The sequence below is a fragment of the Nocardia sp. NPDC057440 genome (assembly GCF_042802915.1).
Taxonomy (GTDB): domain Bacteria; phylum Actinomycetota; class Actinomycetes; order Mycobacteriales; family Mycobacteriaceae; genus Nocardia.
In genome coordinates this window covers 487,787-511,260 of record NZ_JBHVDF010000004.1, presented here as the reverse complement: position 1 = coordinate 511,260, position 23,474 = coordinate 487,787, and the positions used below count along the sequence as shown (strand labels likewise).

At 65.5% G+C, this 23,474-nt stretch carries 20 protein-coding genes; 10 read left to right on the top strand and 10 right to left on the bottom strand.

From position 1 onward, the window contains the following. Positions 1 to 34 precede the first annotated feature (34 nt). The 4 genes from ACFU4Z_RS11400 to ACFU4Z_RS11385 all read left to right on the top strand — a co-directional run bounded on the left by ACFU4Z_RS11400 (position 35) and on the right by ACFU4Z_RS11385 (position 3,464). Complete coding sequence (locus ACFU4Z_RS11400; protein ID WP_379061683.1) at positions 35 to 1,024, top strand: LacI family DNA-binding transcriptional regulator; 990 nt, start codon at positions 35 to 37, stop codon at positions 1,022 to 1,024. 81 nt (positions 1,025 to 1,105) lie between these two features. Then, positions 1,106 to 2,125 carry a Gfo/Idh/MocA family oxidoreductase gene (locus tag ACFU4Z_RS11395; protein WP_379061601.1) on the top strand — a complete coding sequence of 340 codons (1,020 nt, stop codon included), beginning with the start codon at positions 1,106 to 1,108 and terminating at the stop codon, positions 2,123 to 2,125. Between the two features lie 106 nt (positions 2,126 to 2,231). Next, a complete protein-coding gene (locus ACFU4Z_RS11390; RefSeq protein ID WP_379061599.1) occupies positions 2,232 to 2,738 on the top strand; it encodes a hypothetical protein in 507 nt (168 codons plus the stop codon). A gap of 69 nt (positions 2,739 to 2,807) precedes the next feature. Continuing rightward, positions 2,808 to 3,464, top strand: a complete 657-nt coding sequence (locus ACFU4Z_RS11385; protein ID WP_379061597.1) for a short chain dehydrogenase — start codon at positions 2,808 to 2,810, stop codon at positions 3,462 to 3,464. A gap of 22 nt (positions 3,465 to 3,486) precedes the next feature. On the opposite strand, the gene ACFU4Z_RS11380 is transcribed toward ACFU4Z_RS11385, so the two are convergent. Together ACFU4Z_RS11380 and ACFU4Z_RS11375 are read right to left on the bottom strand one after the other, a co-directional pair. After that, positions 3,487 to 4,389, bottom strand: a complete 903-nt coding sequence (locus ACFU4Z_RS11380) for a phosphotransferase enzyme family protein (protein WP_379061595.1) — start codon at positions 4,387 to 4,389, stop codon at positions 3,487 to 3,489. A gap of 293 nt (positions 4,390 to 4,682) precedes the next feature. Next, a complete protein-coding gene (locus ACFU4Z_RS11375; RefSeq protein WP_379061593.1) occupies positions 4,683 to 6,086 on the bottom strand; it encodes a hypothetical protein in 1,404 nt (467 codons plus the stop codon). Positions 6,087 to 6,407: 321 nt separating this feature from the next. On the opposite strand from ACFU4Z_RS11375, the gene ACFU4Z_RS11370 reads away from it, so the two are divergent. Together ACFU4Z_RS11370 and ACFU4Z_RS11365 are read left to right on the top strand one after the other, a co-directional pair. Next, a complete protein-coding gene (locus tag ACFU4Z_RS11370; RefSeq protein ID WP_379061591.1) occupies positions 6,408 to 6,722 on the top strand; it encodes a hypothetical protein in 315 nt (104 codons plus the stop codon). A gap of 2 nt (positions 6,723 to 6,724) precedes the next feature. Continuing rightward, on the top strand, positions 6,725 to 6,940 hold the full coding sequence (locus tag ACFU4Z_RS11365; RefSeq protein WP_379061589.1) for a hypothetical protein: 216 nt from the start codon (positions 6,725 to 6,727) through the stop codon (positions 6,938 to 6,940). A gap of 193 nt (positions 6,941 to 7,133) precedes the next feature. On the opposite strand, the gene ACFU4Z_RS11360 is transcribed toward ACFU4Z_RS11365, so the two are convergent. The 4 genes from ACFU4Z_RS11360 to ACFU4Z_RS11345 form a co-directional block, all read right to left on the bottom strand. After that, positions 7,134 to 8,312: an McrC family protein gene (locus ACFU4Z_RS11360; RefSeq protein WP_379061587.1), complete on the bottom strand. Its 1,179-nt coding sequence runs from the start codon at positions 8,310 to 8,312 to the stop codon at positions 7,134 to 7,136. 2 nt (positions 8,313 to 8,314) lie between these two features. Next, positions 8,315 to 9,502: an McrB family protein gene (locus tag ACFU4Z_RS11355; RefSeq protein ID WP_379061585.1), complete on the bottom strand. Its 1,188-nt coding sequence runs from the start codon at positions 9,500 to 9,502 to the stop codon at positions 8,315 to 8,317. A gap of 197 nt (positions 9,503 to 9,699) precedes the next feature. Next, on the bottom strand, positions 9,700 to 11,121 hold the full coding sequence (locus ACFU4Z_RS11350) for a VWA domain-containing protein (protein ID WP_379061583.1): 1,422 nt from the start codon (positions 11,119 to 11,121) through the stop codon (positions 9,700 to 9,702). A gap of 430 nt (positions 11,122 to 11,551) precedes the next feature. Beyond that, a complete protein-coding gene (locus tag ACFU4Z_RS11345; protein WP_379061581.1) occupies positions 11,552 to 12,448 on the bottom strand; it encodes an AAA family ATPase in 897 nt (298 codons plus the stop codon). Between the two features lie 754 nt (positions 12,449 to 13,202). Here ACFU4Z_RS11345 and ACFU4Z_RS11340 point away from each other — a divergent pair. Then, the gene (locus tag ACFU4Z_RS11340; protein WP_379061688.1) at positions 13,203 to 13,748 is read left to right on the top strand and encodes a hypothetical protein; all 546 of its coding nucleotides are present in this window, start codon (positions 13,203 to 13,205) and stop codon (positions 13,746 to 13,748) included. Between the two features lie 97 nt (positions 13,749 to 13,845). Here ACFU4Z_RS11340 and ilvC read toward each other — a convergent pair whose 3' ends face one another. The 3 genes from ilvC to ACFU4Z_RS11325 all read right to left on the bottom strand — a co-directional run bounded on the left by ilvC (position 13,846) and on the right by ACFU4Z_RS11325 (position 17,468). Continuing rightward, a complete protein-coding gene (gene ilvC / locus ACFU4Z_RS11335; protein WP_328413285.1) occupies positions 13,846 to 14,847 on the bottom strand; it encodes a ketol-acid reductoisomerase in 1,002 nt (333 codons plus the stop codon). Between the two features lie 180 nt (positions 14,848 to 15,027). Then, positions 15,028 to 15,531 carry an acetolactate synthase small subunit gene (gene ilvN / locus ACFU4Z_RS11330; protein WP_364902434.1) on the bottom strand — a complete coding sequence of 168 codons (504 nt, stop codon included), beginning with the start codon at positions 15,529 to 15,531 and terminating at the stop codon, positions 15,028 to 15,030. Beyond that, positions 15,528 to 17,468: an acetolactate synthase large subunit gene (locus ACFU4Z_RS11325; RefSeq protein WP_379061578.1), complete on the bottom strand. Its 1,941-nt coding sequence runs from the start codon at positions 17,466 to 17,468 to the stop codon at positions 15,528 to 15,530. The genes ilvN and ACFU4Z_RS11325 overlap by 4 nt, the downstream gene beginning before the upstream one ends. Positions 17,469 to 17,807: 339 nt before the next feature. On the opposite strand from ACFU4Z_RS11325, the gene ACFU4Z_RS11320 reads away from it, so the two are divergent. Next, positions 17,808 to 18,449, top strand: coding sequence for a PH domain-containing protein (locus ACFU4Z_RS11320; protein ID WP_379061576.1), 642 nt, complete (start codon positions 17,808 to 17,810; stop codon positions 18,447 to 18,449). A 412-nt stretch (positions 18,450 to 18,861) separates the two neighbouring features. After that, on the top strand, positions 18,862 to 20,703 hold the full coding sequence (gene ilvD / locus ACFU4Z_RS11315) for a dihydroxy-acid dehydratase (protein ID WP_379061574.1): 1,842 nt from the start codon (positions 18,862 to 18,864) through the stop codon (positions 20,701 to 20,703). 462 nt (positions 20,704 to 21,165) lie between these two features. Here the strand turns inward: ilvD and ACFU4Z_RS11310 are convergent, their stop codons facing one another. Then, positions 21,166 to 22,038, bottom strand: a complete 873-nt coding sequence (locus ACFU4Z_RS11310; protein ID WP_379061572.1) for a DoxX family protein — start codon at positions 22,036 to 22,038, stop codon at positions 21,166 to 21,168. A 279-nt stretch (positions 22,039 to 22,317) separates the two neighbouring features. On the opposite strand from ACFU4Z_RS11310, the gene ACFU4Z_RS11305 reads away from it, so the two are divergent. Next, complete coding sequence (locus ACFU4Z_RS11305; RefSeq protein ID WP_379061570.1) at positions 22,318 to 23,427, top strand: PQQ-dependent sugar dehydrogenase; 1,110 nt, start codon at positions 22,318 to 22,320, stop codon at positions 23,425 to 23,427. The last annotated feature ends 47 nt before the right edge of the window (positions 23,428 to 23,474 follow it).

The following is a 23,474-nucleotide window of genomic DNA, read 5'->3' as shown; positions in this document are numbered from 1 at the left end:
CCCGCGTACGGGAGGCTACTGGGGGCGACCCACCTTGCAAGACGTCGCGGCGCGCGCGGGGGACCCCCGCCCCCGGTACACCCTCGACATGCGCGACTCACCCAAGGTGAGCGCGCATCGCCGCCGTGCCGTGCTGGCGGCCGCCAAAGACCTCGGCTACCAACCGCACATCATGGCGCGATCATTAGCGAGCCGAACGTCGAACATCATCGGCGTCATGGTCTCCGACCTGCGCAATGCCTTCTTCGCCGATGTCGTCGAAGGCATGGACACCGCGGCACAGGACGCCGGATTCGAACTGATCCTGAACACCGGCCGTCGCAGCGCCGCCCGCGAACGCACCGCCTTGGAGAGCCTGCTGTCATTCCGCCCCGGCGGCATCATCCTGCTGTCACCGGTGCTGCCCGCCGCCGCGATTCGCGATGCGGCACAGCAGGGACCGGTCGTGCTGATCTCACGCAGCTCCACCATCCCCGACGTCGACACCGTCAACGACGACGGCGAGGTCGGCGCGGCGCTGGCCGTCGACCACCTCGTCTCCCTCGGCCATCGCCGCATCGTGCACCTCGACGGCGGCGGCGCCTTCACCTCCGCCGCGCGTCGCCGCGGCTATCGCGACACCATGACTCGCCACGGCCTGGAACCGATGATCATTCCCAGCGAGCACACCGACTCGGCGGGCATCGCCGCCGTCCAGCGGCTTTTGAACCTCTTCTCCCACAACAACTTCCCCACCGCACTGGTGTGCAGCAACGACTTCAACGCCGTCGGCGCGATGTCCGCGCTGGAAGAAGCGGGACTGCGCGTGCCGCACGACGTCTCCATCGTCGGCTACGACAACACCTCCCTGGCCGCGCTACGCCACGTCTCACTGACCACCATCGACCAGCCCCGCACCCAAATGGGCCACCTGGCAATCGAAGCGCTCACCGAACGCCTCCGCGACGGCCGCACCGAACCGGTCCGACGCCGCCTACAGCCCGCACTCGTCGCTCGCGCGACGACCGCAGCGCCCCGCGGCTGAACAAGGCCCCCGCGGGCCAGCTCGAATCCGCATGGCTCGAATTTCCCACCACACGACGAGTTTTCACCAGGAGGAGCGACGATGACATCCGCAACACCCGTCACCTTGGGCCTGGCAGGCACCGGACGAATCGGCACCTCACACGCCGAAACTCTGAAGCACCTTCCCGGCGTCGGCAGTGTCATCGTCGCCGACGCCGACGCCGAACGAGCCCGCGCCGCGGCCGGAAAGCTCGGCGTCCAAGCGGTGCCCGACCTCGACGCCCTGTTCGCCTCCGACCTCGACGGCCTGATCATCGCGACGGCCACCGACTCCCACCCCGAACTCATCACCCGTGCCGTCGACCAAGGCATCCCCGTCTTCTGCGAAAAGCCGGTCGCCGCCGACATCCGAGGCACCCTCGCCGTCATCGAACACATCAAAAACTCCACCGTCCCAGTGCAAATCGGCTTCCAACGCCGCTTCGACGCCGGCTACCGCGCCGCCCGCTCCGCCATCGCCTCCGGCGACCTCGGCTGGCTGCACACCCTCCGCGCCACCACCCTCGACCCAGCACCCCCACCCGCCGAATACATCCCCCGCTCCGGAGGTCTCTTCCGCGACTGCGGCGTCCACGATTTCGACATCATCCGCTGGGTGACCGGCCGCGAAGTGGTGGAGGTGTACGCCACCGGCGCCAACCGAGGCGAACAATTCTTCGCCGATGCGGGCGACATCGACACCGCCGCGGTAGTCCTGCGCCTCGACGACAGCACCCTGGCGACAGTTTCCCTCGCCCGCTACAACGGCGCAGGCTACGACGTCCGCCTGGAAGCACTCGGCTCCCGAGGCAACGCGATCGTCGGTCTCGACGACCGCGCGCCCTTGACCTCTGTCGAACCCGACTACGTTCCCTCGCCTTTTCCCGCCTATCCCGGTTTCATGGAGCGCTTCCGGCGCGCGTACACCGACGAGCTCGCGGCGTTCCTGTCCGTCGCGAGCGGGGAGATCGATAGCCCCTGCACAGCGGCGGATGCCCTCGAGGCGTTCTATATCGCTGAGGCCTGCGAACTTTCGCGGCGGGAGCGCCGCCCGGTCGCGGTAGCCGAGGTGCGCCACTGACCTGAGGTTGTACGTCGAGCTACCTGCTGTGCGCACTCGCTCGCGGCGGGTAGCTCGCAAGAAAATGACATGAATTCGATCAGTCCGCACCACTACCCTCACCTGTATGAGGAGGACACCACAAGAGAAGAAGCAGCTCAGTTACACCAGAGACCGCCGCAACACCTATGGCGAGAACGACAAGGCCTCCCGCAAGAACATCCCCCGCTCCCGAGCCCAGGCCCACCGCGCCAACCGCCACTTCGACGCCCAGACCTTGAAGGCGTCGACCGGCCCGGTCGATGCCGCTCTCGCCGATCGAGCCGAACAACAGGTCCGTGTACACCGCCGCCGAATCTTCCGCAAGCGGCCGGATACGGCTCTCGGCGAGTACGTGAAATGGAAACTGATCAAACGCAATAGGCTGACTCCGCGCCATGCCGTCACCAACGTCCGCAAGGCCGATCCGATCGAATCCGCCGGTACACCGCCCGGCGCTGACGACACTTCCGTAGCCCACAGCAACCAGCCGTTCAAACGGCACGATCCACGCGCATCTGCCGCACAAAGGTTGACCAACCGAGCCCTATTCGATGACCTGGCTCCCGCGGGCCCGTCGAGCCACCCGGAATAACCGGAGCTCAGCACTCGTTTCCCGCCCTTACGCGCTGGGTGTTGCGGTACGAACTCGAAGAAAGACCGTATGAAGATCATCGTTATCGGGGCCAGCGGGACCATCGGCTCGGCCGTCGCCGAAGCGCTCGAGAAGAACCACGAGGTGGTGCGCGCCGCACGGCGTGGGCCGGTGCGCGTGGACATGGACAACAACGCCTCGATCGACGCACTCTTCGAGACCGTCCGAGACGTGGACGCCGTCGTCGTCACCGCCGCCAGCGGCAAGCTGACACCCCTGGACTCGGACGACGACTTCACCCGCGGACTGCAGGGCAAACTGCTCGGCCAACTACACCTCGTCCGCCGCGCAATCCAACATTTGCGCGACGGCGGCTCGATCACCTTGACCAGCGGCGTGTTCGAGCGCCCAATGGTCGGCGGCTCCTTCGGCGCTCTGGTCAACGCGGGCCTGGAGGCATTCGTAGCGCACGCCACCATCGAGATGCCCCGCGGCCTGCGTCTGAACGCTGTCGGCCCCGGCTGGGTCGCGGAGACACTGGAGAGCATGGGCCTCGATCCCGCCGACGGAACTCCGGTCGGCGTCGTTGCGCGGTCATATGTCGAGGCAGTCGAGGGGAACGCGCGCTGGGGCAGACCTTGCGACCGCACGCGTAGTTGTCGCTGTAGCGCTGTCAGTGCGTCTGCGACCGGGGGTATCTATCACGGCCACTGCGGCCAGCCGTGAGCAAGCACATGGAGCGTTCGCTTCACAGCGCATCCCAGCGCCACGGCGGCGGCACTTGCCCACGGAGACAAGCAATCCGATGCTTTGCTTGCGACGCCGCCGCTCGGCTGGCTTCGGCACGAGCGACGGCAAATCCGACCCATCGGAGTTCCTGGATGTCGGCCAACACCCGGAATCCAATCCAGGCGGTGACGTCGTAGCCTCCATAAGCCTCGACGAACGATTGATATTCCTCGTCGGAGACGCGACTGAAATCCGTGTAGTCCACGGCCAGTTGGATGAGGTCCCATTCGCGCCAACCGAGGGACACCTTGTCGAGGTCGAGGACAGTTCGGATCCCCGACGGCGGCACAACCACGTTGGCTTGCCAGGCATCACCGTGAATCACAGAGGGAGTGACGATATTCGGTAACGCGTCGTATTCCCCGCGAAGCCGGACGTAGTGCTCGAGCAGCCATGTCCGATCATTCTGGTCGATCAATCGTGCAGTGACGATACGGCGCTCGAGACCCGCGAAGGGATCGTAGGAGGGGATCGCGAATTCGTTCGGCGGCGGCAACGCGTGGAGCGCCCGCAGAGTCGCGCCGAGCTCGCGAGGAGTAGACGGGCGATGGTCCGGGATCAAGCGCCACCAAGTGACGGGGCGGTCGGCGATGACGATCGGTTGCGTCAGCGATGTTTCAGCCTCGACCGTTGGTACGCCGGAATCATTCAGCCACTGCGAGATTCGGAGTTCGCGCTCGGCATGCTCGATGCTTCCTGGTTGCCCGATCCTGGCGATGACGTTGTCAGCAAGCCGGTAGATGGCATGCGAGCCGTCGCGAACCAATACTGCCCCGCGAAGCTCGACTCCACCGACTTCCGCAGCCTTGGCCAGGACCTCGCCGGTCGAGGCGGTCGGTCCGATCGGTCCGGTCGAGCTCATTGCTCCGGCCTCGAGGCCGTGTTGCTGGCGATGGCGTTCCGCAGCTCGGCAACTTCGGTCATCCGACGTCATGGAGCTGCCACAGCCGTGAGGCTTCTGAGTTCGGACCCGAGCCGATCAAACTCTCCATCGTCTACTTCGGCATGAAGCCATCCCATTCCCTGGGAACGAGACGATTCGACTTGGGCGCATTCGGGTCGTTTTCGTGGTCACCCCTATGCCGCGCTTTGCCCGGCCCTTCCTCCGAGCGTCACCACTGGGTCCGGACCGCGCGGCACTCCTGACAATCTCAGTCACACTGCCAACAGTGTCCGAGCACGCTCGTTGAAATCCGCAACCAAACGATGCGGTCCGAACGACATCATTCGTCGTTGCACATCGCGGACCGCTTCCACCGAGCGAGATGACTTCACCTTGCTGGAGAGATCGACCGTCCGCACACCGGCAGCGTAAGCAGCATCGAGGTCGCGCTTCTGAATGTGTGTAACAGCCAAAGCAGCGTGGGACAACGCGCCCCGCCGCGCTCGATTCTGCGTGCGGGCGTGGGCGATTGAACGTCGGGCGTGTGGTGCAGCGTCTTCTGGTTGTCCGAGATCCCGAAAGGCGTTGGCCCACTCGCCGCAGATATACGCCTGATCGATGAACTTGGCCCATTCCGGCTCACGATCGGGTTCCACGCGGGCGAACTCTTTCTCAGCGGCGTTGACCGCCTGCGCGGTCCCGACCTTGTCACCCAAGACGGCCAGGGAGCGGGCTTCAAGCGTCCACAGGTCTGCGAGGCACGCAGGTGAGTTCATTTTCGAAAGCCCTTGGCGGCCCGCTTGTGCCAGTCGGCGACCCTCCTTGGGGTGGCCGAGCAGGGTTGCTTGATCGGCCATTCCGGCGAGCACGTGGGCTCCGAGCGCGGGGTCTTTCGATTCCTCTGCGAGGCGGAGTGCCTGTATCAAGTACCGCTGCGCGGTCCCATGCTCGCCATTGTCGAACGCCATCCACCCCAGCAGATAGGTCTGTTCGGCAGCAGCGCCACACAGTGCCAATCGCACCTCGTCGGTGTAGGTCCCGCGAAGCAATGGGTAGACGTGCTCATTCATATACGCAGCCAGCACCAGCCGACCCGAACCACCGCCCTGGAAGATGTCCATCTCCTGGAACGTGGCAAACATGTTTTTGACAGCAGTCACGTCTTCGAGTCGTACCCGTTGCCCCTCGTCCGGCAACTGGTCAAGAGTGTTGAGCAGCCAATCGCGGGATGGTCCGATCGCCGCGACTGCCGCAAACGGCGCTGCGATCAGGAACTTTCGCCGGTCCACGTCGGCCCTGCCAAGATCTGCGACGGCTTCTACCGTCTCCGCCAAAGACGGGCTATAGATCAGGGCACGGTCAACAGTTGGTGCTTCGCCCAGACCGATGTCATAGGTCGTCACGCGGAATCCGAATTGCGCGGAGAAGAGATCTGCGAGCATCGCCGGAACCGGCTGGCGGGGCGCTTCACCGTCGTCCGTCCAGCGTCGCACGCTGGATGCATCCGGCCTGACATGAGGTTCGTTCCACTCGATCGCAAGGGCGCGAACGCGTCGGGCCAATTCCTTGTTGCTCCACCCGGAGCGGGTGAGCCACTGCGACAGCTGCGTATTCGGAGCCTTCATCACATCACCCGCTCGGTCAGCGATGGTGGGCGTTCCACCACCCTTCAACACCTCCGACGACCTTACTACCAGCACCGACACGGTGTGTGCTGGATATGCGCCCGGAGCCCCCTCCTCATCAGAAGATGTTTCAGGAACCGGGCACACCAACAACCGTCGAGGTCCTGGAGGTCGGCAGATGCCGAGCCGAGAGCTTCCCAAGCGCGAGCCGTTCGTCGGGCCGCCAGCCATATACCGCGCCGCGCCCGCCGATGTGGTCGAGCGATTCGCGAACGCGGTCCGCGAGTGGGCGGAACAGACCGTGCCCACAGAATCGTCTCGGCGCCGGGGTGTCAAGTCCCCCGGCGCCGGGCGAACCAACGGTGTTGTGGCGTGACGCGCCGAGATGCGTTGCGGACCACGCAAACTCAGGATCGCCGCAAGGTCGCAGTGTGGCAATTGGTCGGGCGTACTGCGCGCATCTTGCGCGTGCAGTTCCCTCACGAGTCGTTCACCACCTTTCGCCTGCCATCGCGCACACTGCTTCCGGACGCCCAACCCGGAACGATCATGTTCGACGCGTACCCCGATCTGGCCGACGCTCGGCTGTTGCTTCCTGCCCACGGCGACCTTTGGGATGCGCTTCGTGATGACCACTGGGCCGCCCTACTGCGCGAGACGGACTCACCAAACCCATTGGGGGCGTGAAGATGTCAGAGCTTCAGTCCGAGCTGAGCGAAATCGCCTCATCCGTGAAGGCACTGCTCGCCGCCTTCCATGAAGACACCTGGTGCAAGCTCGAATTGGCTCCTGTGGATAGCGGCCCGTTGTATCAGCGCGCGGACGGTTCACTGTGCGAGGTTGGCGATGACGGCTGGCTCACGGAATACGACGACCCAGATAATTACAACTCAATCAACAGTTGAGGCGGTGCTGGCGGCTTACCAGGAGGCACGAGCAGACCCGTCGACTGTCGAGGACGCTGTCTCCGATCGAGCACCTCAGCTGACCGGAGCAGGCACACGGCAGCAACGGCGACAAGGGCGGAAACGATACGGACGGGCTGGACCCGAGCTGCCGGCTGAGGCCGGTTCGGCGGGCTTCGAGGCACAAGGGGCGCTATTTGCCGAGAATCGCCTTAGCCAACGAATCGATAGTCTTCAGCAGATCGTTTGGGGGGAGGGATAGGTCGAGAGCGTGACAGTGGATGGTGACATTGCATGTCTTGATCGCGTGGACAGTTGCCGGCTCGTTGCCCCTTGCGTAGATCAGGTGTCCTTCCTCCAGACCTAGAACGGCGCAGTAGGCAAGCATTTGGTAGAGGTCGGCTTCGGGGAAGCCCTTTGGTTTCTCCGCCTTGTACTTCGCGTCGACGACGGCGACCGGGAGCCCGTCAGCGTCGCACCAGACTAGATCTGGGATGAACTTGATCCTTGCCGCCCTGTCCATGTAGTGGTCGGTCTGAGTCTTCGCGTATCCCCCGTACTGCTGCATCGCCATGCTCAATGCGCCGGTGACGAAGTCCTCGTAGATCTTCCACATATCGAACATGAAACCCGAGACTGCAAGAGGACCGTTGTCTTGACCGAACGAACCGTTGTCGAGAATCACTTCAGACAACCGCAGCACATCGTGGTAACGGACGTTGAGTCGGTTCAACCCGAACTTCGGTCGACCCGCGCGCATGGGAACGGTCGTTATCTCGTCCAGCATCGCGCGAATGCGATTGAGCTGTTGCCGGGCAGCGGCTCCGATGTCCGGCAGGGCGAGCAGACGCAACGTGGCCAACAGGATGACCCGGTTCTCCGCTACATCCGCCGTGAAATCGTCGTACTGCACAGCGATGGGGACCGGCAGGCCATAGTTTCGGGTGATCTGTTCCTGGAATCGAACTCGACCACGTACGACCGACAACGAGTCGGTGGTGGAGCGATACCCGCGCAACAGCCCACGAGCGAATGCGTCGGATGCCAAGCGCACGAACGACTCCGAGACTGCGGGGAAAAGGCCGTCGGCCTTCTCGAGTCGAACGAACTCGTCACGCCAGATCGAGGGGCTCGAGCTGTATCCGATGAAGAACAAGAGTCGGTTGAGTTCGGCGATCTTCGGTCGAATGTTGATCTGTACAGGACCCAGTCGGATGGAGCCGACCTTTTGACCAGGCTTGATGCTGTAGCTCCCGGGCGAGATCCGGGTTACCCCAGCAATTTTGAGACCGCGAAGAGCCTCGTACTGCTCCTCGGAAAGCTCGACCTCTTGCGGTCGGCCATGCTCGACAAGATCGACGAGCGGTGGCACTTCTACGTTTCCGCTTCAGAGTCTCGAGAGCTCACCCGTCTTTCGATCCCGGCCAGCTCGTATCGCTCGTGCACATCGACACTGGGGTCGTTAAAGTGATACTCCTCCATGAGGGGCAGCACCGTAGTGCGCCAAACAACGTCCATACCGACCTTGGAAGTGGCGGTGGGCCGCATGAAGTACGACGGGCCGATCTTGAAGTCTTCGTCAACGATAGATTCGTTCAGTTCGTCCACGATATCGGCGATCACTTCTGTCTCGCCCTTGTCTTTCAGCCACTTTCGCAAGACACTTCGTGTCGGCTCTTTGGCCGGGTGAAGGTGGACGAACGCGAAACGACGGCGCATCGCCGAGTCGACCAAAGCGACCGATCGATCGGCTCGGTTCATTGTTCCGATGATGAGCACATTCTTCGGCAGGCTGAACATCTCGACCTTATCCGAATAGAGCAGGTTGATGCTCTCGTCGCGGTACTCCAACAGGTAGTAGAGCTCGCCGAAGATCTTCGATAGATTGCCGCGATTGACCTCATCGATGATGAGTGCGTATAGGTTTCCTGGGTCCTTGCGTGCATCCGCGGCCAGCTGACGCAACGGGCCCCGATGGATGTCGTAGGCAATTTGGCCGTTCTCCGTCTCGACCGGACGGAAGCCTTCGAAGAAGTCTTCGTACGAGTATGACGGGTGGAACTGAACCATCTTGACGTGCTCGGCACCACACAGGTGCTTGGCGAGAGCCTTTGCGAGATAGGTCTTCCCCGTTCCCGGAGGACCGTAGAATATCAGTTGCGGCCGATCCCGGAGCAAGGCGATGCTCTCCTGCAACCATTCCTTGGGCATGTACAACTCAGTTGCGAGTTCGTCGGTAGCATCAGCAAACTCGAGCTCGATATCGGCGTTCGCATCGGGCTCAGGCTCAGGCTCGACGAACCCCGCGTGCCTCGGCCGCCAGGCAAACCCGAAGGCCGTGCTCAGAATCGAGATCAGCTCAGCCGCGTTCTGGCGGTTGAGCTGAATCGATTGGCTGCTCTTGGGCTGGGATTCACGCTGGTCGGACCCAAACGTCGATAGGTGGACCAGGGTGGCACCGTCAGGATCCTCGATCACCTTGTACTGACAGCTGACAGCGTCCTCGACCTTGTGTGCCCGGACGTTCTGAGTACTCGGAACAATTTCACGAATACGGGCCATCTGTGAGAACTCCCCTAACTACCCTGCCAGCCTCGACTATTGCGGTGATCGGAGCGCAGCGTCCGTGCACCTGTTGCTGCCGGCCGCGCGTTGCCTGCTCTCATAGTTGGCCAGCACCTGGGTCAGAATAGCGCTCAACTCACATCATTCTCGGGAGGCGCGGCAAGAGGCTCTCGAAACCAGCGGGCCGATATGACTCACGCAGGCAAGAGGCGTCCGACTACCTCGGCGAGCTGTTTGACGTTGCGACACTCGTGCATCGTGACGTGCTCGGCGTACACCTGGGCGGCCGAGTCGCCGGTGGACCAGGATCGGGCGGGCTCAGGATTGAGCCAGTAGGCGTGCTTCGCTCGGGTAGTCATCGCTTGTAGCGCAGCAAGATTCGGGTCGGTGCGGTTGGTGCGGGCGTCACCGAGGATCAGCAGAGAGGTGCGGGGGCCGAGGGCTTCGAGGTAGTGGTCTACGAAACCCTGAAGGGATTCGCCGTAGTTGCTGCTGCCGAAGCGGGTGACGTTGGAGCTGCGGACGATTCGGGCGGCGGTGCCGGGGGTGGGGGGTTCGCCGGGGGTGAAGAAAGGGGTGATTTCGTCGCAGGTGTCTATGAAGCCGAAGCTGCGGACCTTGCTGAATTGGTCTTGGAGGGCTTGGACCAGCTGGAGGGTGAATTCGGCGAAGCCGGTGACCGAGCCGGAGAGGTCGGCTAGGACCACGAGGTCGGGGCGGCCGTGTTTGCGGGCGCGCAGGACCGGGTCGATGGGGACGCCGCCGGTGGCCATGGAGCGGCGGAGGGTGCGGCGCATGTCGATGTGGCCGCGGACGGATTTGCGGCGGCGGGCCGATAGGCGGGTGGCGAGTTTGCGGGCCAAAGGGGTTACGAGGCGGCGCATTTCGGCCAGGTCTTGTTCGCGGGCGCCGAGGAAGTCGACTTGGTCGGTGCTGGATTCGACGCCACGGCGGGCGATGTATTCGGTGCCGCGGAGTTGGGCGGAGCGGAGGCGGGCCTCGGATTGGACCGCGGTGCGGAATTGGGTGAGGCGGCGGTTGGCTTCGATGGTGCGCACGGTGGTGTCGAACTCGCCGGTGGATTCACCCATGCCTGCGACGATGCGGTCGATCAGGTCTTCTGGGCGTAGGGCTTTCATGGTCAGGTAGGAGGACCAGCCCGCGCCGGAGGCAGTGGTGACAGGGCCCGAGCTCTGGCCTGTTCCGACTCCCCCGTAGCCGCCGAGTTCGGTCAGTGCTTGTTGAGCGAGTTCGGTGGCGGCCGCGCGATCGTCTTGTGCCAGTGCGGAAACCAGTCGATCGCGCAGCGCGTCTGTGGACTCCGGATCTGCGGGACGTACCGAATCCAGTGGGTCGGGGGTGAGGAAGTACAGGTCGAAGAGCTGATCGAAGACAGCGCGTTGGCCGTTGCGGCGCAACAGGGTTGCCGCCAGCCCCGAACGCAGTCGGTTCCGATCGGAGAGACCCAGAACGAGGATCGCCTCGGCGGCGTCGATGGTTTCGCTGGGACCCGCGTGGATGCCGTGGTCGCGGAGCAGGCCGACGAATTCGACGAGGCGGTCGGTCATGGACTCGGCGGGCCGGTCGGGTCGACCAGGCCGCGCGAGTGCAGTCATAGCGCCTCACCTTGCCGAGAGTGGTCGCGGTATACAAGCGCGGACTGTCCCAATGCTGCGCTGCCACCCCGCACATGGAATCGCGCAAGGTTCGGGTGCGCCGTCCCGCCGGCTCCGGAGGACCGCGTTGGACGGTTCGTGCGCCACATACCTTGTGGGGGAGCAGTTTCAGTCAATATCGCGCGGGCTGACCGAGAGCCGTCCAGCACCCACGCGGCCGTATCGTGGTTCGCACGCTGCGACCTAGCCGCACCGAGGAGATACGTTGCGCTGGTTACGCGCCACATTGTCAGTAGGGCAGGAGTATCAGTCGATTCGGTGCGAGCCATCGGATCACCATTCAGCACTCGAACCACGAACTGAGAGGTGGCTGGGTCTGCAGCAACCGCGCCCGTCGGCGCGATCCGCGCTCTCGTCATGACATGCCCCGTCACTTCACCGCATCCTTCCCATTCGCCCCATCCGCGCCGAGCAAGCCCAGCCGCTCGATCGCGATGCGGTGATCGGATTGGTACTTCAGCAGGACGCCGAGGGTGGAGCGGACGATGGCGCTGGTGACGTTGCGGGCGCCGAGGGTGGCGAGAGTTCTCGCCCAGTCGAGGGTTTCGGCGATCGAGGGTGCTTTGCGCAAGGGCAGTTCGCGGAGGGCGCCGACGACGCCGACCAAGGGTTCGGCCAACGCCTGGTCCAGCTCGGGGACCTTCATCCGGACGATCGCGCGTTCCAATTCGGCCGTCGGATAGTCGATGTGGAGATATAGGCACCGCCGCTTCAGCGCCTCGGACAGGTCGCGGTTGGCGTTGGAGGTGACGAGGGCGAAGGGTTTGCGGACGGCGGTGATGGTGCCGAGTTCGGGGATGCTCACCTGATAGTCGCCGAGCACCTCCAGGAGCATCCCTTCGAGTTCGACGTCGGCCTTGTCCAGTTCATCGATGAGCAGGACTGTCGGGTTCGGGTTGCGGATCGCGGCGAGCAGGGGGCGGGCGAGCAGGAATTCTTCGGTGAAGACGTGGTCGCGTGTGCTGTCCCAGCTTTCGTTGTCGGTCGCGGTGATGCGCAGCAGTTGTTTGGCGTGGTTCCACTCGTAGAGGGCGCGGGCCTCGTCGATGCCCTCGTAGCATTGCAGGCGCACGAGATCGGCGGTTGCCGCGGACGCGACGGCCTTGGCCAGTTCGGTCTTGCCGACGCCGGCGGGGCCCTCGATCAGCAGCGGTTTACCGAGATGGCCCGCGAGGAAAACCGCGGTGGCGACGTCGAGGGACGGCAGGTATCCGGCGTCGGTGAGTCGCCGGGTCACCTCGTCCACCGAACCAAAGAACTTACTCATCAGTAACAGTCTAGAACGTCTGTACGCAGCGGGTTTCGCCGTCCCCGCCCCACCGGCCGAACCGCATCGCATCGCGGCGAAGCGACCCTGAGTCCTGATACTCACGAGCTAAGGGACTCGTCATACCAAAGGATGAAACTTCCCTGTAATGGTGTTAGCCCCATTGTCTTTCGGCCGATGTCCGGCAGAGTGTAGAACGTCCGGTCGACGCGTTCAGGTCTCATCGACACTGATGACGGCCACGATCGCGACCTCGATCCCGACCTGCCCGAGGGGCTTTCGCCCACAAGAGCAGACCCTCGCAGAGGGCTGGTGAACGCGCGGTTCACCGAAAGAGAGAAAGGATCCCTGTGTTCTCGACAGCAAAGTCGACTACTCCACGCCGACGATTGGCTCGTGTTGTCATCGCCGGCGCGTTTGTCGCAGTTCCCTTGACCGCCTTGGCGGTTCCGGCCTCGGCGGAAGTCGTAGCCGATGGTCCTGCGCTTACCGAAGTCCGGCACCACCGGAACGACCCATGGGACAACAACTGGGATTGCGACCGCCGCGGCCCCTGGGACGACTGGAATCACAGCGACGGCCGTTGGGACGACTGCGACCGTGGCGGACGTCACAACCGCGGACGTCACGACGACCGCGGCGGCTTCCCCCGTCACCTCTTCCCAGGCGGATTGTTCGGCAGCAGCTAGTTGCTGGATCGGGCGGGACATAAGCGGCACGTCACCGGAAAGCCGCTGTCGGGGGTTCCGCCCGCATGGACTTCGATTTCAACCCGCTGGATGCGCGACGCCGATCATCGTGCGCCACAACGGCGGTGAGCGCGTTGCCCCAGCAGAATCAGAAAGAATTCATGGTGTTCTCGACAACCATTCCACGTCGGATGCTGGCCATGGCGTCCTTTGCGGCGGCGATCGCCGCAGCTCCCTTGACCGCGTTGGCGATTCCGGCCTCGGCCGACCCAGCGACGCCCCCCGCAGCCGCAACGGAAATCGGGCAACTCACGCCCGAGGACTGCGTCAACCCCGAAACCCCCGAGCGGCGGGACGAGTGTGGGCGAGCATGGCGCGAACAGGTCGAGCACAATTGGGACGCCAACCTCTCCAATCCGGACAACCCGAACAGCTCGCTCAACCCGCACAACCTCAATAACCCCAATAACCCGCAGAGTCCGCTCAACCCGAGCAATCCGGCCAACCCGCTGAGCCCCGACTACCCGGGTAATCCGAATAACCCGAACAACCCCATGAATCCGAACAACCCGGCCAGCCCGATGAACCCCAACAACCGGCCAGCACCATAAATCTCGATAGTCCGGGACTGCCTCGGCAGACCCGACCGAACAGACGACGGCCCGGCACCATTCAGGTGCCGGGCCGTTCGCGCTATTCGACCGAGACTCAGGCGGTCTCGGTGATCGGCCGGTCGACCCAGCTCATCAGGCCGCGCAGCTTGGCGCCGGTGACCTCGATCGGGTGCTCGGCGTTCGCCTTACGCAGACCCTCGAGCTCCTTGTTGCCGCCCTCGACGTTCGCGACGAGGCGCTTGACGAAGCTGCCGTCCTGGATGTCCTTCAGGATGTCCTGCATGCGCTTCTTGGTGTCGGCGTCGATGACCCGCGGGCCCGACAGGTAGCCACCGAACTCGGCGGTGTCGGAGACCGAGTAGTTCATGCGGGCGATGCCGCCCTCGTACATGAGGTCGACGATGAGCTTCAGCTCGTGCAGGACCTCGAAGTACGCCATCTCCGGCGCGTAGCCCGCCTCGACCATGACCTCGAAACCGGTCTTGACCAGTTCCTCGGTGCCGCCGCAGAGCACGGCCTGCTCACCGAAGAGATCGGTCTCGGTCTCTTCCTTGAAGGTGGTCTTGATGACGCCGGCGCGGGTGCCGCCGATGCCCTTGGCGTAGGACAGCGCCAAGGCCTGGCCCTCGCCCTTGGGGTCCTGGTCGACCGCGATCAGGGCCGGAACGCCCTTGCCGTCGACGAACTGACGACGGACCAGGTGGCCGGGGCCCTTCGGGGCGACCATGGCGACGGTGATGTCGGCCGGAGCCTTGATCAGACCGAAGTGGATGTTGAGGCCATGGCCGAAGAACAGCGCGTCGCCGTCCTTCAGGTTGGGCTCGATGTCGTTGGTGAAGATCGACGCCTGCGCGGTGTCGGGGGCGAGCACCATGATCACGTCGGCCCACGCCGCGACCTCGGCGGGAGTGCCGACGGTCAGACCGGCCTCTTCGGCCTTCGGACGCGACTTCGAACCCTCGGCGAGGCCGACGCGAACGTCGACACCGGAGTCGCGCAGGCTCAGCGAGTGCGCGTGGCCCTGGCTGCCGTAGCCGATGACAGCGACCTTGCGGCCCTGGATGATCGACAGGTCGGCGTCGTCGTCGTAGAACATCTCGACTGCCACTGGTTGGTTCCCTTCTGGAGGATCAGCCCCGCCTGGGCGGGGAGCGCACCGTGCGGACGCAGGTGCTGAATGTGCGAATGGGATCTTCCCCGCGTACACGGGGCTTGCGGTACGCCGACCGTTGATCGCAGCAAGATTAGCTGGTCGCTGCGATCAACGGCTCGCACCCTAGCGGGTAGCCGTGATCGATTTCGGACCACGGCCGACTGCGACGACGCCGGACTGCACGATCTCGCGAATTCCGAACGGTTCGAGCATGCGCAGCAGCGCGTCGAGCTTGGACCGGGTTCCGGTCGCCTCGACGGTGAGCGCGTCCGGGGACACGTCGATGACCTTCGCCCGGAAGAGGGCAACGGCCTCGATCACCTGGGTCCGCACGCTGGCGTCAGCGCGCACTTTGACCAGGATCAGTTCACGGGCCACCGAGGCGTCGGAGTCCTGCTCGACGATCTTGATGACGTTGACCAGCTTGTTGAGCTGCTTGGTGACCTGCTCGAGCGGCAGGTCGTCGACGGTGACGACGATGGTCATGCGGGAGATCTCGGGCAGCTCGGTGCCGCCGACCGCGAGCGACTCGATATTGAAGCCACGGCGAGAGAACAGCGCCGCGACTCGCGCGAGCACACCGGGCTTGTCCTCCACCAGCACGCTGAGGGTGTGAGTCGTGCTCATCCTTCGTTCACCTTGTTCTGTTCGTGCTGGTGCGACATGGCTTCGTGGATCACGGCGGGCTCGGCGGCCGACTCGTCCTCGTCGAACAGCGGACGGATGCCACGCGCGGCCATGATCTCGTCGTTGCTGGTGCCCGCGGCGACCATCGGCCACACCTGGGCGTCCTTGCCGACGATGAAGTCGATCACCACGGGACGATCGTTGATGGACTGCGCCTCGCGGATGGCGGCCTCGACGTCTTCTTCTCGCTCGACCCTGATGCCGTGGCAGCCGAGTGCTTCGGCGAGCTTGACGAAGTCGGGGATGCGCAGGGTGTGCGTGCCGAGATCGGTGTTGGAGTAACGCTGTTCGTAGAACAGCGTCTGCCACTGCCGGACCATGCCGAGGTTGCCGTTGTTGATCAGCGCGACCTTGATCGGGACGCCCTCCACCGCGCAGGTGGCCAGCTCCTGGTTGGTCATCTGGAAGCAGCCGTCGCCGTCGACTGCCCACACCTCTTTGTCGGGTGCGCCCATCTTGGCGCCCATGGCGGCCGGAACGGCGTAGCCCATGGTGCCGAGACCACCGGAGTTCAGCCAGGAGCGCGGCTTCTCGTACTTGATGAACTGGGCGGCCCACATCTGGTGCTGCCCGACGCCCGCGCAGTAGATCGCGTCGGGTCCGGCCAGCCGGCCCAGCGCGTCGATGACAAATTCGGGCGAGAGCGAACCGTCGCTCGGCGTGCTCCAACCGAGCGGGTAGCTCTTGCGGATGCCGTCGAGGTACTTCCACCATTCGCCGAGTGCGAGCAGCGGCGCCGAGGTGGTGGCGGGATCGGACTTCAGGGTCTCGATCAGCTCGGCGATCACCTCGCGGCAGTCACCGACGATCGGGACGTCGGCGTGCCGGTTCTTACCGATCTCGGCCGGGTCGATGTCGGCGTGGATCACCTTGGCGTCGGGCGCGAAGGACTCCAACTGGCCGGTCACGCGGTCGTCGAAGCGCGCGCCGAGGGTGATCAGCAGATCCGACTTCTGCAGCGCGGCAACCGCGCCGACGGTGCCGTGCATGCCGGGCATGCCCATGTTCAGTGTGTGGCTGTCGGGGAACGCGCCGCGCGCCATCAGGGTGGTGACCACCGGGATGCCGGTCAGCTCGGCCAGTTCGAGCAGCTCGGCCGAGGCGTCGGCCTTGATCACGCCGCCGCCGACATAGAGCACCGGATGCTTGGCTTCCATGATCATCCTGGCCGCCTCGCGCACCTGCTTGCCGTGCGGCTTGGTGACCGGACGGTAGCCGGGCAGCCGCATTTCCGGCGGCCAGCTGAAGGTGGTGTTCGCCTGCAGCACGTCCTTCGGGATGTCGACGAGCACCGCGCCGGGACGACCGCTCGCGGCCAGGTAGAACGCCTCGGCCATGATGCGCGGGATATCGACGCCCTCGGTGATGAGGAAGTTGTGCTTGGTGATCGGCATGGTGATGCCGGAGATGTCGGCTTCCTGGAACGCGTCCGTGCCGATCAGGCTGCGGCCGACCTGGCCGGTGATGGCGACGATCGGAACCGAGTCCATCTGGGCGTCGGCGATCGGGGTGACGAGGTTGGTCGCGCCGGGGCCCGAAGTGGCCATGCACACACCGACCTTGCCGGTGGCCTGGGCATAACCGGTCGCTGCGTGCCCCGCACCCTGCTCGTGGCGGACCAGCACGTGGCGCACCTTGACGGAGTCGAAAAGCGGGTCGTACACCGGAAGAATCGCGCCGCCGGGAATGCCGAATACAGTGTCGACGCCGAGCTCCTCGAGCGAACGGATGACCGACTGCGCGCCGGTGACCCGCTCGGGCGGGACCTGGCGGCGGTTGGCCGCGTTCGTCGGGATGCCAGCGGGCGATGCCGGCTGATTCGCCGAAGGCGCCGGCCTGCGGGCCGAGGGCCCTGGCCGGGCGGTTGGTGCGCTCACCGTCTTGGTTTCCTCACTGCTTGTTGTTCTGACCCCGGACAACACTTCCTGTGCACGCGGTGCATGCGTCGCGCCGTGGTCCGGAACTCGGTGTTGATAGTCCGAACACAAAAAAGCCCCCGACAGCATGGCTGTTCGAGGGTGGCGCGTCGCGCGCGAGCTGACGTATTCGACTCAGATAGTCAGGCTCAACGCTGGACGCGCCGGCCGATTACGAGCAACTCGTTTCGATTCACGCGCATGACGGTATGTGTGCGCGAGCCGATCAGTCAAACAAGTCCCATTATGTGAGACAGAGTGGGTGCTCGAGTCTGTCCACCATGATGCGAGGATGGTGGTGTGTCATCACCGCATCAGTCCGTGCCACCGGCTAAATCATCCCACATCTCCGACGACGGATCGGATACGGGTAGCTCGACGGACCCGGCGCAGCCGCCGCGGGCCGCAAAGATCATCCGGGTGCCGCAGCTGGCCTACCTGGGCGTACTGGTGCTGTTGTTCTGCGTGTTCTTCCCGTTCGTCGGCTGGCCGATCGCGCTGTGGTGGCTGCTGCTGATCCCGGTCGCGGTGGCGGTGTGGATCTATCGCACCAGGACCACCGTCTCCGAGGACGGGCTCGATCTGCGCACCGTATTCGGCGCGCGACACCTCGACTGGTCGCAGGTCGCGGGGGTGACCATCCCCAAGCGCGGGTTCGTGCGCGCCCACCTCACCGACGACAGCGATGTGAAACTTCCCGCGGTCAGCTACGACCGGCTGCGCGATCTGATCGACGCGTCGGGTGGCCGCATCCCGGACCTGTTCGCCGCGGAGGCCGCGGCGTGGGAGGCCAAGGTCGAGGCCGAGAAGAAAGAGGCCGAAGCGGAGCGCGCGGAGTCGAAGGACCTCGCGGCCGAGCCTGCCGACACCGACCCGAATGGCACCGGCACCGACCCCCAGGCGAATGGCACCGCGACCAAAGCCGGCGACAGCGAGGCGTAGGACCGCCGGCGGCGCGGTGCGTTATTCCCGGACCGGGTATGCGCATCCTCACCGCGTCGCCGATCTATCGGCGGGACTGCCGCCGGTAGGCTCACAGCCGGATGCGCGATCTGGTGACCGCGTGGGACGGATGACCCCCGCCCCAATTCACCAGACCTGTGGACACCGACGGTGCCGGAACCGACACAACCGATGACACCGTCAGCGCCGACGCCAACCCCGCGCGGCGACACCATCCCGAACCACAGACCGACTGCGAGAGCGCGGTTCGACGGCGGCCCGCCGCCGATGACCGGCACGTCGACCCGCACGTGCGCGGGAGTAACGTGGACGACCGTCGAATTCGCTCGGCGCCGCCGAGCGAATCTGCGCAGTCGCAACTCAGCCCCCGCGACCTCCCGAGGATTCATACATGCCACCGCTTCGTTCACGGACAACCACCATCGGCCGCAATGCCGCAGGCGCTCGCGCACTGTGGCGCGCCACCGGTATGACCGACTCCGACTTCGGCAAGCCGATCGTCGCCATCGCGAACTCCTACACCCAGTTCGTGCCGGGGCACGTGCATCTGAAGAACGTCGGCGAGATCGTGGCCGACGCGGTGCGCGCCGCGGGCGGTGTGCCACGCGAGTTCCACACCATCGCGGTCGATGACGGCATCGCCATGGGCCACGGCGGCATGCTCTACTCGCTGCCTTCGCGCGAAATCATCGCCGACTCGGTCGAGTACATGGCGAACGCGCACACCGCCGACGCGCTGGTGTGCATCTCCAACTGCGACAAGATCACTCCCGGCATGCTCAATGCCGCGATGCGCCTGAACATTCCGGCCGTGTTCGTCTCCGGCGGCCCGATGGAGGCGGGCAAGGCGGTGGTCGTCGGCGGTGTCGCGCAGGCGCCGACCGATCTGATCACCGCGATCGCCGCCAGCGCCAATATGAACGTCAGCGAGGAAGGGCTGAGCGAGGTCGAGCGCAGTGCGTGCCCGACCTGCGGGTCCTGTTCCGGCATGTTCACCGCGAACTCGATGAACTGCCTCACCGAGGCGCTCGGACTCGCGTTGCCCGGCAACGGCTCCACACTGGCCACCCACCAGGCTCGGCACGCGCTGTTCGAGCGCGCGGGCACGGTGATCGTGGATATCGCGAATCGCTGGTACCGCGAGGACGATGCGTCGGTGCTGCCGCGGAATGTGGCCAACGCCAAGGCCTTCCGCAACGCGATGGCGCTCGACGTGGCGATGGGCGGCTCCACCAACACGGTGCTGCACACGCTGGCCGCCGCGCAGGAGGGTGAGATCGACTTCGATCTGCGCACCATCGAGGAGACCAGCCGCCGGGTGCCGACCCTGTCCAAGGTCTCCCCCAACTCCGATTACCACATGGAAGACGTGCACCGGGCCGGCGGCATCCCCGCCATCCTCGGCGAGTTGCGGCGCGCCGGCCTGCTGGAGACCGACGTCAGCACGGTGCACACCAAGAGCTTCGACGAGTGGCTCGACACCTGGGATATCCGCTCCGGCAAGGCCTCCGAGGAGGCGATCGAGCTGTTCCACGCCGCGCCCGGCGGCGTGCGAACGACCGAGCCGTTCTCCACGAACAACCGCTGGTCCTCGCTGGACACCGACGCCGAGGGCGGCTGCATCCGCGACCTGGAGCACGCCTACACCAAGGAGGGCGGCCTGGTCGTGCTGCGCGGCAATATCGCCGTCGACGGCGCGGTGCTCAAAACCGCGGGCATAGACGAGGAGCTGTTCTCGTTCCAGGGTCCCGCGGTGGTCGTGGAGTCGCAGGAAGCGGCCGTGTCGGCGATCCTCGGCAAGACGATCAAGCCGGGCGACGTGATCGTGGTGCGCTACGAGGGCCCGAAGGGCGGGCCAGGCATGCAGGAGATGTTGCACCCCACCGCCTTTTTGAAGGGCGCGGGCCTCGGCAAGGAGTGCGCGCTGATCACCGACGGCCGCTTCTCCGGCGGGACCTCGGGCCTGTCGATCGGCCATATGTCCCCCGAGGCCGCGGGCGGCGGCGCGATCGGCCTGATCGAGAACGGCGACCAGATCCGCATCGACGTCACCACCCGCACCCTCGAGGTGCTCGTCGACGATGCCGTCCTGGCCGAGCGTCGCGCGAAAATGGAAGCATCCGAACGCCCCTGGCAGCCGGTCGACCGCGTCCGCCCCGTCACCACGGCCCTGCGCGCCTACGCCGCCCTCGCCACCTCCGCCGATAAGGGCGCCGTCCGCTACGTCCCGTAGCAGTTCGCCCGAACGGCGCCCCATGTCGAACGACGTGGGGCGCCGTTTTCGTTGGACGGAACTCTTCGTCGCCGCGCTTTATCGCCACGCTTCGTTGCCACGCTTTATCGCCACGCTTTATCGCCACGCTTTCGTCGCCGAAGCAGACATGGCGGAGTGCGCCGGCCCGTTTCCAATGACAGACCCTCGGAATCCGAGCGCTGCGGGTGACGAACGGAACATGATCGGTCTACGCGACACTTGCCGCGGCCATGTCCCGTTCACCGACAAACGAACGGCGTCCCTCATATAGACCTGAGGGACGCCGTTCGCTGTCGATCCGTATCCGGACGCGCCAACCGATCTCGCATGTACGTGGGTAACTCACCGGGCATGCCCGGAGCTCAGCCGAGCACCCCGCGCAAGACGTGACGCGGGCCTCGCGGCACCGACCGGGGCTCCCCGAATATTCGGGGAGCCGGATCAGAAGGGGCCGATGCCGATCAAAGGGTTGCCGCCGTGCAGCCAGATCCAGGTGCCGACGGCGGCGGCGATGGCGAGGATCAGGACGGCGAAGGAGCCGTAGGCGGGGCGGGTGGCCCAGCCGCGGTTGCGGTCGAAGGACAGGCGGCCGGGTCCGGTCAGGATGATGACCGCGGCGACGCCCGCCAGGATGGTTTCCAGTTCGACGCCGGTGGCGACCTTGTACTGGAAGCCGGGGAGCATTCCCTGCTTCCAGGCCCACGCGTCCAGGATGACCGCGAGCACAGCGCCCGCGGCGAGCGGGGTGGCCAGGCCGAGGACAAGCAGTCCGCCGCCGCCGAGTTCGCCGGCCGTCACCAGGATGGTGGCCATCGTCGGGTGGTCCCAGCCGCCGTTGGCCATCATGTCTCGGGTGCCGTCGAGGCCGGGCCCGTGGAACCAGCCGGTGAGCTTCATCAGCCCGTGGTAAATGAAGGTGCCGCCGACGACCAGGCGCAGCACGAACAGGCCCAGATCAAGGGTGCCGCGGCGATTGTCGCCGTTGCGACGGCGCAGCGGTCGGCTCGGCTCGCTCGGCGGACTCGCGGCGGGCGGGATGCTGGCGTACGCGTAGGCGGGTGCGGTGTCGGCCTGGTTCGCCTGCTCACCGACGGCGGGGACCTCGGGGTCGAGCCCGAGCTCGTCGTCCGTGCGCGGCACGTCCTTGGTCAGCTGGGGGCCCTTCCCCAGCGACGAGAGTTGTTCGGTCGGTGAATCGAATGGGCTGCTCACCCCGCTGCCGGTGGTCGAAACCGCCTCCTGCTCCGCCGTCGACGGCGGCGTGCCGCCCGCGGATCCGGTGGCCGTGGATGTGTCTTTCGACTTGTCGGTCACGCCGCCCCCTCGCTGACACTCGGCTCGGTCGCGCTCGACGCGCACTGTGACATGGTTTCCTCGCTCACGACCGCACCTCGCCCAGGTTCGGCTTCGGCGCGCGCGAGGCGCACTGTGTTGATCGTTCGCTCACAGACTCGCTCACGGCTTAACACCCTATGCCGCTGCGGGCTACGACGGGCGGTCTGGAAGCAACGGCGTGTCAGCTTCCCGGGTTTCGGACGACAACACCCGACCCGGGAGGGGCGCGGCGGCCACTGTTTCCGTAACGTCTGAACCATGAGTTTGGTTGTCGCGGGCCGCGTCGCCCTGAGCTTGGCGCTCGGCTCCGTCCTGCTGGCAGGCTGCGCACGGTTCGATGATTCAGCTTCCAGTCCGTTCACCCCCGAGCCGACCGTCAATCCCGCCGACCCCAAACCGCCCAAGCAGCTGCCGTCCCCGGGCACTCGCCCGACCGGTCCGTGCATCGATCCCGACCCGGCGGTCGTAGCGACCTGCATGGACACCACCGGTGGTCTGATCGCCCTCGGTGACAGCGCACTGGTGGCCGAGCGGCGTACCGGACGCATCCTGAAGGTGGTGCCGGTGGACCCCAGCAGCCCGCAGGAAACTCCGACGGAGGTCGCGCGCGTCGACGTGGACGGCACCGGCGACGGCGGGCTCTCCGACATCGCGCTCTCCCCGACCTTTCGCGAGGACGGGCTGATATACGCCTACATCACCACCGCCAGCGACAACCGGGTTGTCCGTATCGCGGAGGGCGGACCGCCGAAGCCGATCCTGACCGGAATTCCCAAGGGCGCCAGCGGTAACCACGGTTCGATCGAGTTCGTCACACCGACGCAGATGCTGGTGTTGACCGGCGACGCGGGCAACCCGGGCGCTGCCGCGTCACCGTCCTCGCTGGGCGGCAAACTGCTGCGGGTCAACTCCCCTGCGCCCGGGTCGACGGCGGAGGTCGTGGTGTCGGGCATCGGCACCGCGGGCGATGTCTGCGGCGACGGCAAGGACAGCGTGTGGATCACCGACCGCACCGCGACCGAGGACCGCTTGCAGCTGCTCGCCAAGGACGGCGCCGTCACTACCGCGTGGACCTGGCCCGACCGTCCCGGCGTCGCGGGATGCGCGGCGGCCAGTGACGGCGTCGCCATCGCGCTGACCGGAGCGAAAGCGGTGGCGATCGCCATAGCCGACCCGAATACGCACGCCGTGACCTCCCCGCCCAGCCTCATCGCACAGGACAAATACGGACAGCTCGGCGGCGCGGCGGCCGGCGGCGACGGCACCATCTGGGTGGCGACGGTCAACAAGACCGATGGTCAGCCCGGGCCGTTCGACGACCGCGTCGTGCGGATCCCGCCGCCGCAGGGCGGTGGCGGGTCGGACTGACCGCACGCAACAGAATCGGGGGGGGGCGGCGGCCGTGAGGGGGCGCG

Coding starts and splice junctions, on each gene's coding strand:
- ACFU4Z_RS11385 (WP_379061597.1), top strand. CDS start 2,808: ATGAAGATCATCGTTATCGGGGCCAGCGGGACCATCGGCTCGGCCGTC.
- ilvD (WP_379061574.1), top strand. CDS start 18,862: ATGCCACCGCTTCGTTCACGGACAACCACCATCGGCCGCAATGCCGCA.
- ACFU4Z_RS11365 (WP_379061589.1), top strand. CDS start 6,725: ATGTCAGAGCTTCAGTCCGAGCTGAGCGAAATCGCCTCATCCGTGAAG.
- ACFU4Z_RS11395 (WP_379061601.1), top strand. CDS start 1,106: ATGACATCCGCAACACCCGTCACCTTGGGCCTGGCAGGCACCGGACGA.
- ACFU4Z_RS11355 (WP_379061585.1), bottom strand. CDS start 9,502: ATGGCCCGTATTCGTGAAATTGTTCCGAGTACTCAGAACGTCCGGGCA.
- ACFU4Z_RS11305 (WP_379061570.1), top strand. CDS start 22,318: ATGAGTTTGGTTGTCGCGGGCCGCGTCGCCCTGAGCTTGGCGCTCGGC.
- ilvC (WP_328413285.1), bottom strand. CDS start 14,847: ATGTTCTACGACGACGACGCCGACCTGTCGATCATCCAGGGCCGCAAG.
- ACFU4Z_RS11345 (WP_379061581.1), bottom strand. CDS start 12,448: ATGAGTAAGTTCTTTGGTTCGGTGGACGAGGTGACCCGGCGACTCACC.
- ACFU4Z_RS11390 (WP_379061599.1), top strand. CDS start 2,232: ATGAGGAGGACACCACAAGAGAAGAAGCAGCTCAGTTACACCAGAGAC.
- ilvN (WP_364902434.1), bottom strand. CDS start 15,531: ATGAGCACGACTCACACCCTCAGCGTGCTGGTGGAGGACAAGCCCGGT.
- ACFU4Z_RS11380 (WP_379061595.1), bottom strand. CDS start 4,389: ATGAGCTCGACCGGACCGATCGGACCGACCGCCTCGACCGGCGAGGTC.
- ACFU4Z_RS11350 (WP_379061583.1), bottom strand. CDS start 11,121: ATGACTGCACTCGCGCGGCCTGGTCGACCCGACCGGCCCGCCGAGTCC.
- ACFU4Z_RS11340 (WP_379061688.1), top strand. CDS start 13,203: ATGGACTTCGATTTCAACCCGCTGGATGCGCGACGCCGATCATCGTGC.